At 67.3% G+C, this 14,587-nt stretch carries 12 protein-coding genes; 6 read left to right on the top strand and 6 right to left on the bottom strand.

What is annotated here, in order from left to right; all coding sequences use genetic code 11:
* Nucleotides 1–6 precede the first annotated feature (6 nt).
* From ltnD to otnI, 5 genes are read left to right on the top strand one after another with little or no spacing between them, the layout of a single operon-like run.
* The gene (ltnD, locus tag KHN96_RS16135; RefSeq protein ID WP_045785464.1) at nt 7–918 is read left to right on the top strand and encodes an L-threonate dehydrogenase; all 912 of its coding nucleotides are present in this window, start codon (nt 7–9) and stop codon (nt 916–918) included.
* The gene (otnK, locus tag KHN96_RS16130) at nt 915–2,246 is read left to right on the top strand and encodes a 3-oxo-tetronate kinase (protein ID WP_062737588.1); all 1,332 of its coding nucleotides are present in this window, start codon (nt 915–917) and stop codon (nt 2,244–2,246) included. Before ltnD ends, otnK begins: the two co-directional genes overlap by 4 nt.
* The gene (gene otnC, locus KHN96_RS16125; protein ID WP_045785466.1) at nt 2,243–2,884 is read left to right on the top strand and encodes a 3-oxo-tetronate 4-phosphate decarboxylase; all 642 of its coding nucleotides are present in this window, start codon (nt 2,243–2,245) and stop codon (nt 2,882–2,884) included. The genes otnK and otnC overlap by 4 nt, the downstream gene beginning before the upstream one ends.
* 40 nt (nt 2,885–2,924) lie before the next feature.
* Nucleotides 2,925–4,256, top strand: coding sequence for an MFS transporter (locus KHN96_RS16120; RefSeq protein ID WP_045785467.1), 1,332 nt, complete (start codon nt 2,925–2,927; stop codon nt 4,254–4,256).
* Nucleotides 4,257–4,275: 19 nt separating this feature from the next.
* Complete coding sequence (gene otnI / locus KHN96_RS16115; protein ID WP_062737586.1) at nt 4,276–5,070, top strand: 2-oxo-tetronate isomerase; 795 nt, start codon at nt 4,276–4,278, stop codon at nt 5,068–5,070.
* Between the two features lie 73 nt (nt 5,071–5,143).
* On the opposite strand, the gene KHN96_RS16110 is transcribed toward otnI, so the two are convergent.
* Together KHN96_RS16110 and KHN96_RS16105 are read right to left on the bottom strand one after the other, a co-directional pair.
* Nucleotides 5,144–5,983 carry a winged helix-turn-helix domain-containing protein gene (locus KHN96_RS16110; RefSeq protein WP_045785469.1) on the bottom strand — a complete coding sequence of 280 codons (840 nt, stop codon included), beginning with the start codon at nt 5,981–5,983 and terminating at the stop codon, nt 5,144–5,146.
* A gap of 825 nt (nt 5,984–6,808) precedes the next feature.
* The gene (locus KHN96_RS16105; RefSeq protein ID WP_062737585.1) at nt 6,809–8,677 is read right to left on the bottom strand and encodes a phosphoenolpyruvate carboxykinase (GTP); all 1,869 of its coding nucleotides are present in this window, start codon (nt 8,675–8,677) and stop codon (nt 6,809–6,811) included.
* A gap of 412 nt (nt 8,678–9,089) precedes the next feature.
* On the opposite strand from KHN96_RS16105, the gene KHN96_RS16100 reads away from it, so the two are divergent.
* Complete coding sequence (locus tag KHN96_RS16100; protein WP_045785471.1) at nt 9,090–10,118, top strand: D-2-hydroxyacid dehydrogenase family protein; 1,029 nt, start codon at nt 9,090–9,092, stop codon at nt 10,116–10,118.
* 16 nt (nt 10,119–10,134) lie between these two features.
* On the opposite strand, the gene KHN96_RS16095 is transcribed toward KHN96_RS16100, so the two are convergent.
* The 4 genes from KHN96_RS16095 to KHN96_RS16080 all read right to left on the bottom strand — a co-directional run bounded on the left by KHN96_RS16095 (nt 10,135) and on the right by KHN96_RS16080 (nt 14,165).
* Entirely contained in the window at nt 10,135–11,025 is an 891-nt protein-coding gene (locus tag KHN96_RS16095) for a DODA-type extradiol aromatic ring-opening family dioxygenase (RefSeq protein WP_062737584.1), read from the bottom strand.
* Between the two features lie 117 nt (nt 11,026–11,142).
* Nucleotides 11,143–12,534: a dihydrolipoyl dehydrogenase family protein gene (locus KHN96_RS16090; protein ID WP_062737583.1), complete on the bottom strand. Its 1,392-nt coding sequence runs from the start codon at nt 12,532–12,534 to the stop codon at nt 11,143–11,145.
* A gap of 75 nt (nt 12,535–12,609) precedes the next feature.
* On the bottom strand, nt 12,610–13,503 hold the full coding sequence (locus tag KHN96_RS16085; protein WP_062737582.1) for a patatin-like phospholipase family protein: 894 nt from the start codon (nt 13,501–13,503) through the stop codon (nt 12,610–12,612).
* The gene (locus KHN96_RS16080) at nt 13,500–14,165 is read right to left on the bottom strand and encodes a TetR family transcriptional regulator (RefSeq protein WP_045785475.1); all 666 of its coding nucleotides are present in this window, start codon (nt 14,163–14,165) and stop codon (nt 13,500–13,502) included. The genes KHN96_RS16085 and KHN96_RS16080 overlap by 4 nt, the downstream gene beginning before the upstream one ends.
* Nucleotides 14,166–14,587 lie beyond the last annotated feature (422 nt).

Here is a 14,587-nt window from a genome sequence, read left to right as displayed (position 1 = left end):
TGTTTCATGACGCAAACCACGGCTGACCGGAAGGTCGGCGTCATTGGCCTGGGCGCCATGGGCCTTGGCATTGCCAAGACCCTGCGCCACAACGGTTACACCGTCGCCGCGTGCGACGTGCGCCCCGGCGCTGCCGCCGAGTTCGCCAGGGAGGGCGGCATCGCGTGCGCGACACCGGCCGAGGTGGCTGGCCACGCCGACGTGATCGTCTCGGTGGTCGTCAACGCCGCGCAGACAGAGTCGGTCCTGTTTGGCGAGAACGGCGCGGCCGCAGCCATGAAGCCGGGCAGCACCTTCGTGATGTGCTCGACCGTGGACCCGAACTGGTCGATCGCGCTGGAGGCACGCCTGGCGCAGCAGGGCATCCTGTACGTGGACGGCCCCATCTCGGGCGGCGCGGCCAAGGCGGCGTCGGGCCAGATGACGATGATGACGTCCGCCACGCCGCAGGCGTATGCCGCTGCGGGCGGCGTGCTCGACGCGATGGCCGGGAAGGTCTATCGCCTGGGTGACAAGGCCGGCGCCGGCAGCAAGGTCAAGATCATCAACCAGTTGCTGGCCGGCGTGCACATCGCCGCTGCGGCAGAAGCCATGGCCCTCGGCCTGCGCGAAGGCGTGGCGGCCGACGCGCTGTACGAAGTCATCACCAACAGCGCCGGCAACAGCTGGATGTTCGAAAACCGCATGGCCCACGTGCTGGCCGGAGACTACACGCCGCTGTCCGCCGTCGACATCTTCGTGAAAGACCTGGGCCTCGTGCTCGACACCGCGCGTGCGACCAAGTTTCCGCTGCCGCTGGCGGCCACCGCGCACCAGATGTTCATGCAGGCATCGACGGCCGGTTATGCGAAGGAAGACGATTCGGCCGTCATCAAGATCTTCCCTGGCATCACGCTGCCGGAGGCGAAGTCGAAATGAGCACCACGACGTCCCGCCCCGCTTCCCGCCCCGTGCTGGGCTGCATCGCCGATGACTTCACCGGCGCCACCGACCTCGCCAACATGCTCGTGCGTGCGGGCATGCGCACCGTGCAGACCATCGGGATTCCTCACGACGGGCACGCCGGCGATGAGGCCATCGGTGCGGATGCCGATGCCATCGTCGTGGCGCTGAAGTCGCGCACGATTCCGGCGGCCGATGCCGTGCAGCAGTCGCTGGCAGCGCTGCGCTGGCTGCAGGCGCAAGGCTGCTCGCGCTTCTTCTTCAAGTACTGCTCGACGTTCGACTCGACCGACGACGGCAACATCGGCCCCGTGGCCGAGGCCCTGATGACGGCGCTTGGCACCGACTTCACGCTGGCCTGTCCGGCATTCCCCGAAAACGGCCGCACGATCTTCCGTGGCCACCTGTTCGTGGGCGACGTGCTGCTCAATGCGTCGGGCATGGAGCACCACCCGCTCACGCCGATGCGCGATCCGAACCTCGTGCCGGTGCTCGCGCGCCAGAGCCAGGGCAAGGTCGGCCTGCTGCGCTACGACGCGGTCATGCGCGGCGCGCAGGCCGCGCGCGACCAGGCTCAGCGGCTGCGCGCCGACGGCGTGAAGCTGGCGATTGCGGATGCGATCTCCAACGACGACCTGATCGTGCTCGGCGAGGCCTTTGCCGATCTGCCGCTGCTCACGGGGGGCTCGGGTCTGGCGCTGGGCCTGCCGGCGCAATATCGCCGCGCGGGGCTCATCACCGAGCATGGCAACGCTGCGCAATTGCCCGCCGTGGCGGAATCGGCCATCGTGCTCTCGGGCAGCTGCTCGCGCGCGACGAACGCGCAGGTGGCGCACTGGCGTGTGTCGCGCCCGGCGTTCCAGATTGATCCGCTGGCGCTGGCCGAAGGGCAGCCGGTGGTGGTGGATGCGCTCGATTTCGTGCAACGCCATGCCGGCCAGCCGGTCCTGATCTACGCCACGAGCGCGCCGGAGCAGGTGGCGCAGGTGCAGAAGGCGCTTGGCGTGGAGCGCGCCGGCAAGCTCGTCGAAGAGGCGCTTGGGCGCATCGCGCGCACCGTCCATGCCGACGGCGTTCGCCGTTTCGTGATCGCCGGCGGCGAGACTTCGGGCGCGGTCGTGCAGGCGCTCGACGTGCGGGCGCTGCGCATCGGCCCGCAGATCGATCCGGGCGTGCCCTGGACGGCGACCATCGGCGATGACCCGGTCGCGCTGGCGCTCAAGTCGGGCAACTTCGGTTCGGTCGATTTCTTCGAGAAGGCGCTCGTGCAGTTCGCACGGGCCACCGAGGAGGTCGCAGCGTGAGCGCCGCGGAGAACGCCTTGCGCGAAGAGATCGCGCGCGTGGGCCAGAGCCTGTACGCGCGCGGTTACACGGTCGGCACCGCGGGCAACATCAGTGCACGCCTGCCCGACGGCTGGCTGATCACGCCGACCGATGCGTGCCTCGGCACGCTCGACCCCGCGCGCATCGCCAAGGTCAGCACGGCCGGCGAATGGATGAGCGGCGACAAGCCATCGAAGACGCTCGCGCTGCATCGCGGCATCTATGACCGCAATGCCGACGCGCATGCCGTCGTGCATACGCATTCGACGCATCTGGTGGCGCTCACGCTGGCCGGCGTCTGGCGCCCGAGCGACGTGCTGCCGCCCATCACGCCGTACTACGTGATGAAGGTCGGCCATGTGCCGCTCATCCCATACCAACGTCCCGGGCACCCGGATGTGGCCGCGCAGATTGCGGCGCTGGCCAACGACGTGCGCGCGGTGCTGCTCGATCGGCTCGGCCCCGTGGTATGGCACAGCTCGGCATCGAACGCCGCCTACGCGCTGGAAGAACTGGAAGAAACCGCCAGGCTTTGGCTGATGACGGAGCCCAAGCCCGCGCCGCTGTCCGATGCGCAGATCGACGAACTGCGCCAGACGTTCGGGGCCCGCTGGTAACCCCACCACGGCCCCATATAAAACCTAGATTGGAGACCACATGAACACCACCGCCACGGCGGCCGGGTCTGCGCACCCCGCGTCGCACGCCGTTTCAAAGGAAGACAGCGTGTACGCACGCGTGTCGCGCCGCATCGTCCCGCTCATCATGCTGTGCTACGTGGTCGCCTATCTCGACCGCGTGAACGTCGGCTTCGCCAAGCTGCAGATGTCGCAGGCGCTGAATTTTTCAGAGACGGTATATGGGCTGGGTGCCGGCATCTTCTTCATCGGCTACTTTCTCTTCGAGGTGCCGAGCAACCTGCTGCTGCACAGGATCGGCGCGCGCGTGTGGATTGCGCGGATCATGATCACGTGGGGCCTCATCTCGGGTGCATTCGCGTTCGTGCAGACGCCCACGCAGTTCTACGTGATGCGCTTCCTGCTGGGCCTGGCCGAGGCGGGCTTCTACCCCGGCATCATCCTGTACCTGACGTACTGGTACCCGTCGCATCGGCGCGCACGCATCGTGGCGATGTTCATGGCGGCGATCCCGATCTCGGGCATCTTCGGCAACCCGCTCTCGGGCTGGATCATGAGCGCGTTCCACGGGACAGGCGTGGGCGGCGGCTGGCAGGGCTGGCAGTGGATGTTCGTGATCGAGGCCATTCCAGCTGTGCTGGTCGGCCTGCTCGTGCTGTGGAAGTTTGACGACAGCATCCGCAAGGCCAGGTGGCTGAGCGAGGAAGACAAGCAGATCCTCGAAGCCAACATCGCTGCCGACAACCATGGCAAGGTGGTGCACCCCGGCATCGGCAAGGTGTTCTCCGACCCGCGCGTGTGGGGCATGAGCCTGATCTACTTCGCCTTCGTGATGGGCCAGTACGGGCTCACGTTCTGGATGCCGTCGCTGGTGAAGAACGCCGGCGTGAAGGACACCTTCATGGTCGGCGTGCTGTCCGCCATCCCGTACGTGTGCGCCGCGATTGCCATGGTGCTCATCGGCCGCAGCGCGGATGCACGCCGCGAGCGCCGCTGGCACCTCGTCGTGCCGGCGATGATGGGCGTGGTCGGCTTTGCGGTGGTGGCCACGGCGGGCAACAACGTGGCGCTGTCGATCGTCTTCCTGTCGCTGGCTGCGGCGGGCGTGCTGACGTGCGCGCCGCTGTTCTGGTCGCTGCCGACCGCCTTCCTGCAGGGCACGGCCGCCGCCGCCGGCATCGCGGCCATCAATTCGGTGGGCAACCTTGCCGGCTTCGTGAGCCCCTATATGATTGGCGCGCTCAAGGACATGACCGGCAGCACCGCAGCGGGCATGTACGCGCTGGCGGGTGTGCTGGTGCTCGGCTGCATCGCCGTGCTGTGCACGCCGGCCAGGTTGGTCAACAAGTAACTCGCTTCCAGGATTTCCCATGCCCCGCTTTGCCGCCAACCTCTCCATGATGTATCAGGAGCACGCGTTCCTCGACCGCTTTGCCGCCGCGGCAAAGGACGGCTTCGAGGGCGTGGAGTTTCTCTTCCCCTACGACTTCGACAAGGCCGAGATCCGCGCCCGCCTTGATGACGCGGGCCTCAGGCAGGCGCTGTTCAACGCCCCGCCGGGCGACTGGGCGGCCGGCGAGCGCGGCATCGCGTCACTGCCCGGACGCGAAGAGGAATTCCGGCGCGGCATTGCGACGGCGCTGGAATATGCGCAGGTGCTCGGCAACACGCGCGTGCATGTGATGGCCGGCCTGCTGCCTGCCGATGCGGACCACGCACGTCATCACGCGACCTACGTCAGCAACGTCGCCCATGCCGCCCGCGAGGCGGCGGGGGCGGGTATCACCATCGTGCTGGAACCCATCAACACGCGCGACATGCCGGGCTTCTTCCTCACGCACCAGGCGCAGGCGCACGCCGTCTGCAAGGAGGTCGGCGCACCGAATGTGAAGGTGCAGTTCGACCTGTACCACGCGCAGATCATGGAGGGCGATCTGTCGGTCAAGCTCAAGCAGTACGTGGGCGCGGGCGCTGTCGGCCACGTGCAGATTGCAGGCGTGCCCGATCGCCATGAGCCGGACGAGGGCGAACTCAACTATCCGCACCTGTTTGCATTGATGGATGCGCTGGGCTATGACGGCTGGGTCGGCTGTGAATACCGTCCGCGCGCTGGCACCACCGAGGGGCTCGGGTGGCTCAAGCGTTGGCGCGAGAGCCAGCGCTGATGTGCGTTGCGCTGAAGCGAAACGGCCGGCACTGCGTGGGCAGTCCGGCCGTTTTTTCGTTGGGGCTTCGTCGTCAGGCCGACATTCGCACCGCTGCAGGGCGGATCGGGGCCCGCGCGAACGGGCTTTCGACCACCGGGCCGGCCTTGCGCGTCGCGGCCTCGAGCTGCATGCCGATCGTGTCGGCTGCGTGTGCAGCGCTCGCGCCGCCGGCACCCACCACGAGGCGATAGCCACCGCCGCGCACCGTCTGGATCAGGCCGTCGCAGGCCGTGCCCGCCAGCGCGACGCGCAGCTTGCGGACGTGCACGTCAACCGTGCGCTCGCCCACGAACACGTGGTTGCCCCATACGCGATCCAGCAGTTGCGTGCGCGAATGCACGCGCTGCGGATGCGCTACCAGGAAGTGCAGCAGGCGGAATTCCAGCGGGCTGAGCGGGATGGCGCGCGGGCCGGTGTCGGTCTGCGCGGTCACGCCGAGCGTGAGCGGATCCAGACGCAGGCCGTTGACCTGCAGGACGTCGTCGCCGTGTTGTTGCGGTGCGCGGCGGCGTACGACCGCGCGGATGCGGGCATGCAACTCACCGGTATCGCACGGCTTGACGACGTAGTCGTCGGCGCCGGCATCGAGCGCGGCGATCTTGGCGCGCGCATCGCCATGGCGTGACAGCACGATGACCGGCAGCCCGCGCGTCTGCGTGTTCGCGCGCAACGCCAGCAGCATGTCGATCGATTCGCGCTCCGGCCACGTCCACTCCATCAGCAGCAACTCCGGCGCCGTCTGCTGGATGGCCCCCTGAGCCTGTGCGGGGTGGCTGACCCGCACAACCTCGTGTCCACCGTCGCGCAGGGAAAACGACAAACGGTCCCCCTCTGCCTGGTCCTGTTCGACCAGCATGATCTGAATACCCACGTGTATTACCTCCCGTCTAACCAGCCGACACATTCCGGCGAGCGGCCTTGCGGCCGCGCTCTGCTGTCTGCGGTGCGCGTTGTTATGAGTGCCATGCGGGCCTTGCGCCTGTGCTCGCATGTCGTTCTTGCGGACGCTGTTGCCGAATCTTCGTGCTGCGTTCCCGTCGACGATCGCCAGCGGAGCCTCCTGGGTGGTTCCAGGGTGGTCATGGGCAAGGTGTGCAAACCTTCGGCGGCCCGCCTTCGCCCGTCAGACGTGCAATCGTTTGCACTGTCTGTGGCCGTTTGCGTGCAACCTGGACCGGCGCCCCCCCGAGCGCCGGGAGGATGGGAACCCCACCCTCGTTTGGCAATTAGGCTTGTCCGCCTTTCCCGTTTCCTCGTTGTCATGAATCGCCTATCGGGCTCAGCGAGAAGCGATTCTGTTTTGCCGGATTATAAGAATCCCGTCGGCATTCGTCACGCGGGAATTTTAAAATTCGGAAATTCGTTCCGGCACGCCGCCGCGCAGCGGAATGGTTGACATCGGTTCTTCACAAAGCTATGCCAGGCAACGATCTTGGCGGTGCGTGATCCGGTTCCCGCATAAACACGCGCCTATTATGCTGAGCCTGGCATAATGCTCGGTCTCATGTGCCGGGCGGTATTTTTTACAATCCGCTTCTGTTTTCAGAAAAATCAATTGACCCGTTTTGCGGTGAGGGGTAATTCAGGCGATTTAAATCTTTTGGATTACTGCCCGTTGTTTGGGCAATGATGGTCGCCCGAGCCCAAAAATAAAAAGCCCGCGCGAGGCGGGCTTCTTCATGCCGATGAGGCTGGATCAGCCTTCGAGGCGGTCCTCCAGGCGGCTCTTGGCGGCGGGCAGGGCCTGGGGCAGTCCGTGCGCCAGTTGTGCAAACAACTCCTCGTGAAGCGCCAGCTCCTCCTTCCAGGCAGCGGCGTCCAGCGAGATCACCTTCGCGAACTGCTCGGCCGTGAAGTCCAAACCGTCCCAGCGTAGCTCTTCGTAACGCGGCGACACGCCGAAAACGTGCTCCTCGCCCTGCACCTGACCCTCGATGCGGTCGATCATCCACTTCAGCACGCGCATGTTCTCGCCGAAGCCCGGCCACACGAACTTGCCGTTTTCGTCCTTGCGGAACCAGTTCACGCAGAAGATCTTCGGCAGCGTGGCGCCGCTCTGGGCGAGCTGTTCGCCGAGCTTGAGCCAGTGCGCAAAGTAGTCGGCCATGTTGTAGCCGCAGAACGGCAGCATGGCGAACGGGTCGCGGCGCACCACGCCCTGCTGGCCGGCAGCCGCCGCGGTGGTTTCCGAGCCCATCGTCGCGGCCATGTACACGCCTTCGGTCCAGTCGCGCGCTTCGGTCACGAGCGGCACGGTGGTCGAACGGCGGCCGCCGAAGATGAACGCATCAATAGGTACGCCGGCCGGGTTGTCCCATTCCGGATCGATCGACGGGCACTGCGCGGCCGGTGCCGTGAAGCGCGCGTTCGGGTGCGCGGCTTTGCGGCCGGTCTCCTTGGCGGTCTCGGGCGTCCAGTCCTGGCCCTGCCAGTCGATCAGGTGCGCGGGCGGCGTGTCGGTCATGCCTTCCCACCAGACGTCGCCGTCGTCCGTCAGCGCGACGTTGGTGAAGATGACGTTTTCCTTGAGCGTGGCCATCGCGTTGAAGTTGGTCTTCTCGCTCGTGCCGGGGGCCACGCCAAAGTAGCCGGCTTCCGGGTTGATGGCGTACAGGCGCGTCTGGCCGTCCGCGTCCTTGCGGGGCTTGATCCAGGCAATGTCGTCGCCGATGGTCGTGACCTTCCAGCCGTTGAAGCCGGCCGGCGGAATCAGCATCGCAAAGTTGGTCTTGCCGCAGGCCGACGGGAAGGCGGCGGCGACGTGGTACGTCCTGCCCTCGGGCGAGGTCACGCCCAGGATCAGCATGTGCTCGGCCAGCCAGCCCTGGTCGCGGCCCATCGTGGAAGCAATGCGCAGCGCGAAGCACTTCTTGCCGAGCAGCGCGTTGCCGCCGTAGCCCGAGCCGAACGACCAGATTTCGCGCGATTCAGGGAAGTGCACGATGTACTTGGTCGGGTTGCACGGCCACGGCACATCCTTCTCACCGGCCGCGAGCGGCTTGCCGACGGTGTGCACGCACGGCACGAACTCGCCGTCGGTGCCCAGCACGTCGTACACGGCGCGGCCCATGCGCGTCATGATGCGCATGTTGACCGCCACGTACGGGCTGTCCGACAGTTCCACGCCAATGTGCGCGATCGGCGAGCCAAGCGGGCCCATCGAGAACGGCACCACATACAGCGTGCGGCCGCGCATGCAGCCGTCAAACAGGCCGTTGAGCGTCTGGCGCATCTCGGCCGGGGCGATCCAGTTGTTGGTGGGGCCGGCGTCTTCCTTCTTCTCCGAGCAGATGAAGGTGCGGTCTTCCACGCGCGCCACATCCGACGGATCCGACAGGGCCAGGTACGAGTTCTTGCGCTTGGCCGGGTTGAGCCGCTTCATCGTGCCCGCGGCGACCATCTCCGCGCACAGGCGGTCGTATTCCTCCTGCGAACCGTCGCACCACACGATGCGCTCGGGCTGGGTGAGCGCGGCAATTTCGCTCACCCACGCGATCAGGCGCGGGTGTTTGACGTAATCGGGCACGTTCAGTGCGGGAACGCCCTGCATCACGGGTTGATTCATGACCAAAACTCCAATGGAAGTGAAAAAGAAATCGGCGGCAGGTCAGCACGGAGGCCGCGCCCAGCGGCGGGGGGAAAGCGATCGACGGCGCATCGTGAACAGGCCGGATCAGCGGTTTCCAGGGGGAGCGGCGACGCAGGCGGAGGGAGGATGTCCGTGCTGATTTCACATTCAGTTACAAAGCGGTGCGCGGCCGGAATACGGGTTTTTCCGGGCAGCGGGGGCCGCGTGCGCTAAAGTGGCGGGACATTAAGAATAAGGACTCGTCACCAGCGTGGCTGCGCAAGTTGCGTGCCCGCGGCGGGCATTTCCGAACGTCGCCACGGATTGCCGTGCGACGGGGGATGGGAAGAATACCACCGCGAGGGATCGCTGTTTTTTGCTGCGCACCATTGTCCGAAGTGAGATGTCGATGAAGATTGCCGTACTGGACGACTACCAAGACGCCGTTCGCAAGCTGGATTGCTTCAGCCTGCTGCAAGACCACGAAGTCAAAGTGTTCAACAACACCGTCAAGGGTGTGGGCCAGCTGGCCGCACGCGTGGCGGATGTCGAAGCCATCGTGCTGATCCGGGAGCGCACGCGCGTCACGCGCCAGCTGCTCGATCGCCTGCCCAAGCTCAAGATCATCAGCCAGACCGGCCGCGTGTCGCGCGATGCGGGCGGCCATATCGATCTGGACGCCTGCACCGACAAGGGCGTCGTCGTGCTGGAGGGCAAGGGCTCGCCGGTGGCGCCGGCCGAGCTGACGTGGGCGCTGGTCATGGCCGCGCAGCGCCGCATTCCGCAGTACGTGGCGAGCCTGAAGCATGGCGCGTGGCAGCAGTCGGGGCTGAAATCCACGACGATGCCGCCCAACTTCGGCATCGGCCGCGTGCTCAAGGGCCAGACGCTCGGCATTTTCGGCTACGGCAAGATCGGCCAGCTCGTGGCCGGCTATGGCCGCGCATTCGGAATGAAGGTGCTGGTGTGGGGCCGCGAGGGCTCGCAGGAGCGCGCGCGTGCCGATGGCTTTGACGTGGCCGAATCGAAGGAAGCGCTGTTCGAGCGGTCCGACGTGCTGTCCGTGCACCTGCGCCTGAACGACGAGACGCGCGGCATCGTCACGGTGGCCGACCTCACGCGGATGAAGCCGACCGCCCTCTTCGTCAACACGAGCCGCGCCGAGCTGGTGGAGGAAAACGGCCTGGTGACGTCGCTGAACCGAGGCCGCCCCGGCATGGCGGCCATCGACGTCTTCGAGACGGAGCCCATCCTCCAGGGCCACACGCTGCTGCGCATGGAGAACTGCATCTGCACGCCGCACATCGGCTACGTGGAGCGCGACAGCTACGAGATGTACTTCCGCGTCGCCTTCCAGAACATCCTCGATGTGCTGCAGGGCAATGTCGACAGCGTGGTCAACCCAACGGCGCTGGCGCCTGCGCTGATTCGCGCGTAACGCCAGCCTCGGCCGGTCAGGCCGCGGCGTGCAGCGGCGGCTGGATGGCGCCCGCGCCCTCAAAGCGGAAGCTGTCCATCGCCAGCGAGCCGTACGTCACCGTATCGACGACATGCCGTGCCTGCACGCCGCCGGGCGTGGCCTGCCCCGGCTGGCCCATGGCGGCGCCCAGTGCCACGTAGAACGGCATCAGGTGCTCGTCGGTCGGGTGGGCGTGCGCCGCGTGCGGAGCCTGCGCGCGGTAGTCGCACAGGGTAGCGAAGTCGCCCGTGCGCAGCCCTTCGGACATCGCTTCGAGCATCCATTCGCGGAACGCCACGACCCATGGCTCGACGGCCATGCCGTGCTGGGCCGTGCCGGGACCGCGCATCAGCGCACGCAGGTTGTGCGTGAAACTGCCCGACCCGACGATCAGCACACCCTCGTCGCGCAACGGCGCAAGGGTGCGCCCCATCGCCATCTGGCAGGCCGGCGACAGGCCCGGCATCAGCGACACCTGCACCACCGGGATCTGCGCCTCAGGCAGCATCAGCATCAGCGGAATCCATGCGCCGTGGTCGAGCGGCTGGCGCGGGTCGAGCACCGTGGAGGCCTGTTCTTCGAGCCCGGGGACGATATTGCCGTCGATCAGCGCACGGATGCGCTCGGCCACGTCGGGCGCGCCGGCGGGCGCATATTCGAGGGCATACAGCTGCGGCGGGAAGCCGCCAAAGTCGTGCCACGCCTCCTGCTGCGCGCGGGCCGTGACCGCCGGACGGCGCGTCATCCAGTGCGGCGAAATCACCGCGATGGCACGGGGCGCGAGCGCCGCCATGTCCTGGCCGAGTGTCGCCAGCGCCTTGCCGACCGGGCCCGGATCGACCGCCAGCATGGGCGACCCATGAGAAAGGTAGAGCACGGGAAGCATGTCAAATTTCCTGAAAGATAGGCTTGCCATTCTGCGCCCGTGTCGAGCCCGCAGCATGCACGGTTTTGCAGAGAGCCATCAGGAAAATTGAACGAGTGTGCGACCCCCGGGGCTCCATCACCCCGCCACCAGCGCCTCGGCGACGCTCGGGTGCAATCCGACGGTCGTGCGCAGGTGCTTGAGCCGCACGCCCATGCGCACCGCCACGGCCAGGGTCTGGATGAGGTCGGGCGCCGCGTTGTCGACGATGTGCGCACCGAGCACGCGTCCGCTGCGCGCGTTGCAGACGAGTTTGATCAGCGATTCCCGGCCCGTGCCGGCAAAGCGCTGCTCCAGCGGCACAAAGCGGCGCACCACCACGTCGATGCGGTCGGCTGCGGTGCGCTTGTCGGTCTCGGGCCAGCGCGCGCGGGCTTCGGCTTCGGTCAGGCCCACGCTGGCGATGGCCGGATCACAGAACACGGCCATCGGCACCATGCTCATGTCGGGCAACTTGACGCCCTTGCCAAAGAGCCGCTCGGCCACGTAGCGGCCTTGCGCCGCCGCCACCGGCGCCAGCTGCAGCGGGCTGCCGCTGCAGAGGTCGCCCACCGCATGCACGCCGCGTGCGCGCGTGCGGAAGTGGCGGTCCACCGCAATGCGCGCACGCGCATCCAGCGTGACGCCTGCGGCTTCCACGCCCAGGCCGGCCGTATTCGGGGCGCGGCCGACGGCACTGAGCACGTGCTGGGCGCGCAGTAGGCGCGAGACCCCGTTGCCTGCCGGGTTCACGTGGACGACCACGCCCTCGCCGTTGACGGCGTCGCGTTCGATGCGGGCGATGTCGGCGCCCGCGATCAGCTCGACGCCGCTCGCAGCGAGCGCGCGGGCTGCGGCGTCAGACAATGCGTCGTCGAATTCGGGCAGCACGCGCGCATCGCGCGCCAGCAATGTCACGCGCACGCCAAAGCCCGCCAGCGTGGACGCGAGCTCCACGGCAATGGCGCTGCCGCCGACCACGATCAGTGACGCGGGCAGCGCGTCCCACCCGAGTACGTCGTCGGAGGTGCACGCCAGCTCGGCGCCGGGCGCGGACAGCGGCATGGGATGGGCGCCGGCGGCCAGCACGATCTGCCGCGCGCGCAGCGTGGTCTTGCCTGCGTCGGTCTGCACGCGCACGATGCCTCGGCCGCGCAATGACGCCATGCCGCGCATCCATTGGACGCCGGCATCGGCGAGCTCGGCGAGGTGGGCATCGCGCTGTCGTGCGACTTCGCCGCGGGCCCGTGCGATGGTGTCTGCCCAGGCGTGGGCGGCGGGGTTCGCGCCGGAGCACCGTGCCATCGCCGCGCCATATCGGAGCAGCATCTTGGGAATGCAGCCCCGATTGCCGGAGGTGCCGCCCGCGTGCGCGCGGTCGATGAGCAACGTGCGCGCACCGAGTTGTGCAGATCGATGCGCCGCAGCCAGCCCCGCCGGGCCGGCGCCGATCACGATCAGGTCAAACGCATGTGCGGGGTTGGCGGGCATGGCAGGTCCGTCCAGGAGGCAACGGCCGGGCGGCCCGGATGGCACGCCGGCGGGCGCGCCGGCCCTGCGCAGCGGCTATGCCGCGACGGCTGTGGCGAACCCGCGAGGAAGTTCGCGCAGGAACGTTTCGCCGTCATGACGGCCGAGCGCGTAGGCGTCGCGCATGGCCTCGGGGCGGGTGTAGTCCCAACTGGAGATCGGCACCTTGCGCGAGGGCTGCACGTAGAAGCGGCGCTGCACGCCGCCGGCCACGGGCACATCCATGCGGAAATGCGTGGGCCGCGGGTACAGGCGCGTGACCAGCACCAGCGCATCGCCGGGCGAGGGGTCGAGCGCGTGCACCGGCACGTTGTCGACCATGCCGCCGTCCAGCACCGGCCGCCCCGCGCGTCGCAGCACTGGCGTGAACGGCGGCGTGGAGGCGGACTGCAGCAGCAGGTCGGCCAGCTCTTCGGGCGTGGCGCAATCCTGTGCGCGCACGATCTCCGCCGTGAAGCCGAGGCGCTTGCCGAGCGTCGGGTGCAGCGTCTTGCGGACGTGCTTTTCGATGTTGTACGCGATCAGCCCAGCCGCCACCGCCGTGCGCGCACCCATCCAGCGCGGAATGTGCGCGACGCCGATGCGGATTTCGGGTGCCTGCGCAAGCCGCCCCAAGCGGCCCTCACCGAACACCGTCAGCAGGGCCGCGCGGTACATGCCGTAATGCGGGAACACCCGTTCGCCGCGCAGCAGGTTGCCCCAGTGGGCGTTGCGGGTGTTGTGGCGCAGCGCCTCGCCGTAGTAGTCCATCAGCTCGGCGGAATTCCACGCATGCAGCATGCACGCCGTCGATGCGCCCGCCGAGATGCCGGCAATCACACGCGGCGCCAGGCCGAGCTCCGGTTGCACGACATCCCACCAGCCGGCCTGCCACCAGCACCGGTTGCCGCCGCCGGCAAACACCATCTGGTCGAACGCGGGCGCGCTCATGCCGAGGCCTCGGCCCGACTGGCAGCCGGTTGCGACCGGCGAAGCGCGGGCGAGTATTTCAGGGTGTCGATGCACGCATCGAGCAGGCGCTCGCGCTTGCTGGCGAGGCTGGACGCATCGGGATAGAAGAGATAGTCGCCCATGATGCCGTTGAATGCCGCATGGAAATGCGCGACGGCCAGCGGGATGTCGAGGTCGGCCGGCAACTGGCCGCGCCGCGTGGCCTGCTCGATGATGCTGCTCAGGCGCGCCATGCCTTCTTCATAGGATTCCTGCTGACGCTTGAGGATCGGGCTCGTGTCTTCGACGAACTCGCACTTGTTGAACATGATCTCGAACACCTTGCGCCAATGCGCGTCTTCGACGAGTTGGCGCAGCAGGAAATTGCCGACGTTGCGCAACTCACCGAGCGGGTCGTCGGCTTCCACACCGGGCGGCGAGCACATCGTTTCCATCGGAAGCTTCACGCGCTCGCACATGGCGGAGAACACGTCGGTCTTGTTGCGGAAGTGCCAATAGATGGCGCCGCGCGTCACCCCCGCCGCCTGGGCGATATCCGATAACGATGTGCGCGCCACACCGCGCGCGTAGAACACGTCTTCCGCCGCGTCGAGGATGCGGTTGCGTGTTTCCAGGGCTTCTTCCTTGGTTCGTCTGACCATGATGTTCCAGAGGAACGCCGGCCCAGCGTGCCGTCGTTCTTTCGATTGGCTTTTGTGCGTCGCACAAATCCGGGCAACGCAGCATTGCGCTTTGCACAACGCGGCAGACGCTCCGCTCGCCGACAATGCTTGTCGCAGCGCGGCATGCGCCGCACGTTCGGCACGCCGCCCTGCTTGCTACGCACTCCGGAAACGTGTCAACGGAGTCCGTACTGATCGCAGGCCGACTTACATACATACGCGAACGTATCTATAATAGCGCGCACTCCGTCGCTTGCCCATGGTCGTTTGCGCCACTTCGTGGTGTGGCTCGCGGTCCGGCGCTGGCTCTGTTCGCCGGCGCCGGGCGCGGAGACCGACTGCCGATCGCTCCCGCTTCTCGCATTCTGGCCCCGGTTGTTGCGAGTTCGTCGCACAGGCCA

Source organism: Ralstonia mannitolilytica (genome assembly GCF_905397375.1).
Lineage (GTDB): Bacteria > Pseudomonadota > Gammaproteobacteria > Burkholderiales > Burkholderiaceae > Ralstonia > Ralstonia mannitolilytica.
This window is presented reverse-complemented; position numbering and strand designations above follow the sequence as displayed.

Coding starts and splice junctions, on each gene's coding strand:
- ltnD (WP_045785464.1), top strand. CDS start 7: ATGACGCAAACCACGGCTGACCGGAAGGTCGGCGTCATTGGCCTGGGC.
- otnK (WP_062737588.1), top strand. CDS start 915: ATGAGCACCACGACGTCCCGCCCCGCTTCCCGCCCCGTGCTGGGCTGC.
- KHN96_RS16120 (WP_045785467.1), top strand. CDS start 2,925: ATGAACACCACCGCCACGGCGGCCGGGTCTGCGCACCCCGCGTCGCAC.
- otnI (WP_062737586.1), top strand. CDS start 4,276: ATGCCCCGCTTTGCCGCCAACCTCTCCATGATGTATCAGGAGCACGCG.
- KHN96_RS16105 (WP_062737585.1), bottom strand. CDS start 8,677: ATGAATCAACCCGTGATGCAGGGCGTTCCCGCACTGAACGTGCCCGAT.
- KHN96_RS16100 (WP_045785471.1), top strand. CDS start 9,090: ATGAAGATTGCCGTACTGGACGACTACCAAGACGCCGTTCGCAAGCTG.
- KHN96_RS16095 (WP_062737584.1), bottom strand. CDS start 11,025: ATGCTTCCCGTGCTCTACCTTTCTCATGGGTCGCCCATGCTGGCGGTC.
- KHN96_RS16090 (WP_062737583.1), bottom strand. CDS start 12,534: ATGCCCGCCAACCCCGCACATGCGTTTGACCTGATCGTGATCGGCGCC.
- KHN96_RS16085 (WP_062737582.1), bottom strand. CDS start 13,503: ATGAGCGCGCCCGCGTTCGACCAGATGGTGTTTGCCGGCGGCGGCAAC.
- KHN96_RS16080 (WP_045785475.1), bottom strand. CDS start 14,165: ATGGTCAGACGAACCAAGGAAGAAGCCCTGGAAACACGCAACCGCATC.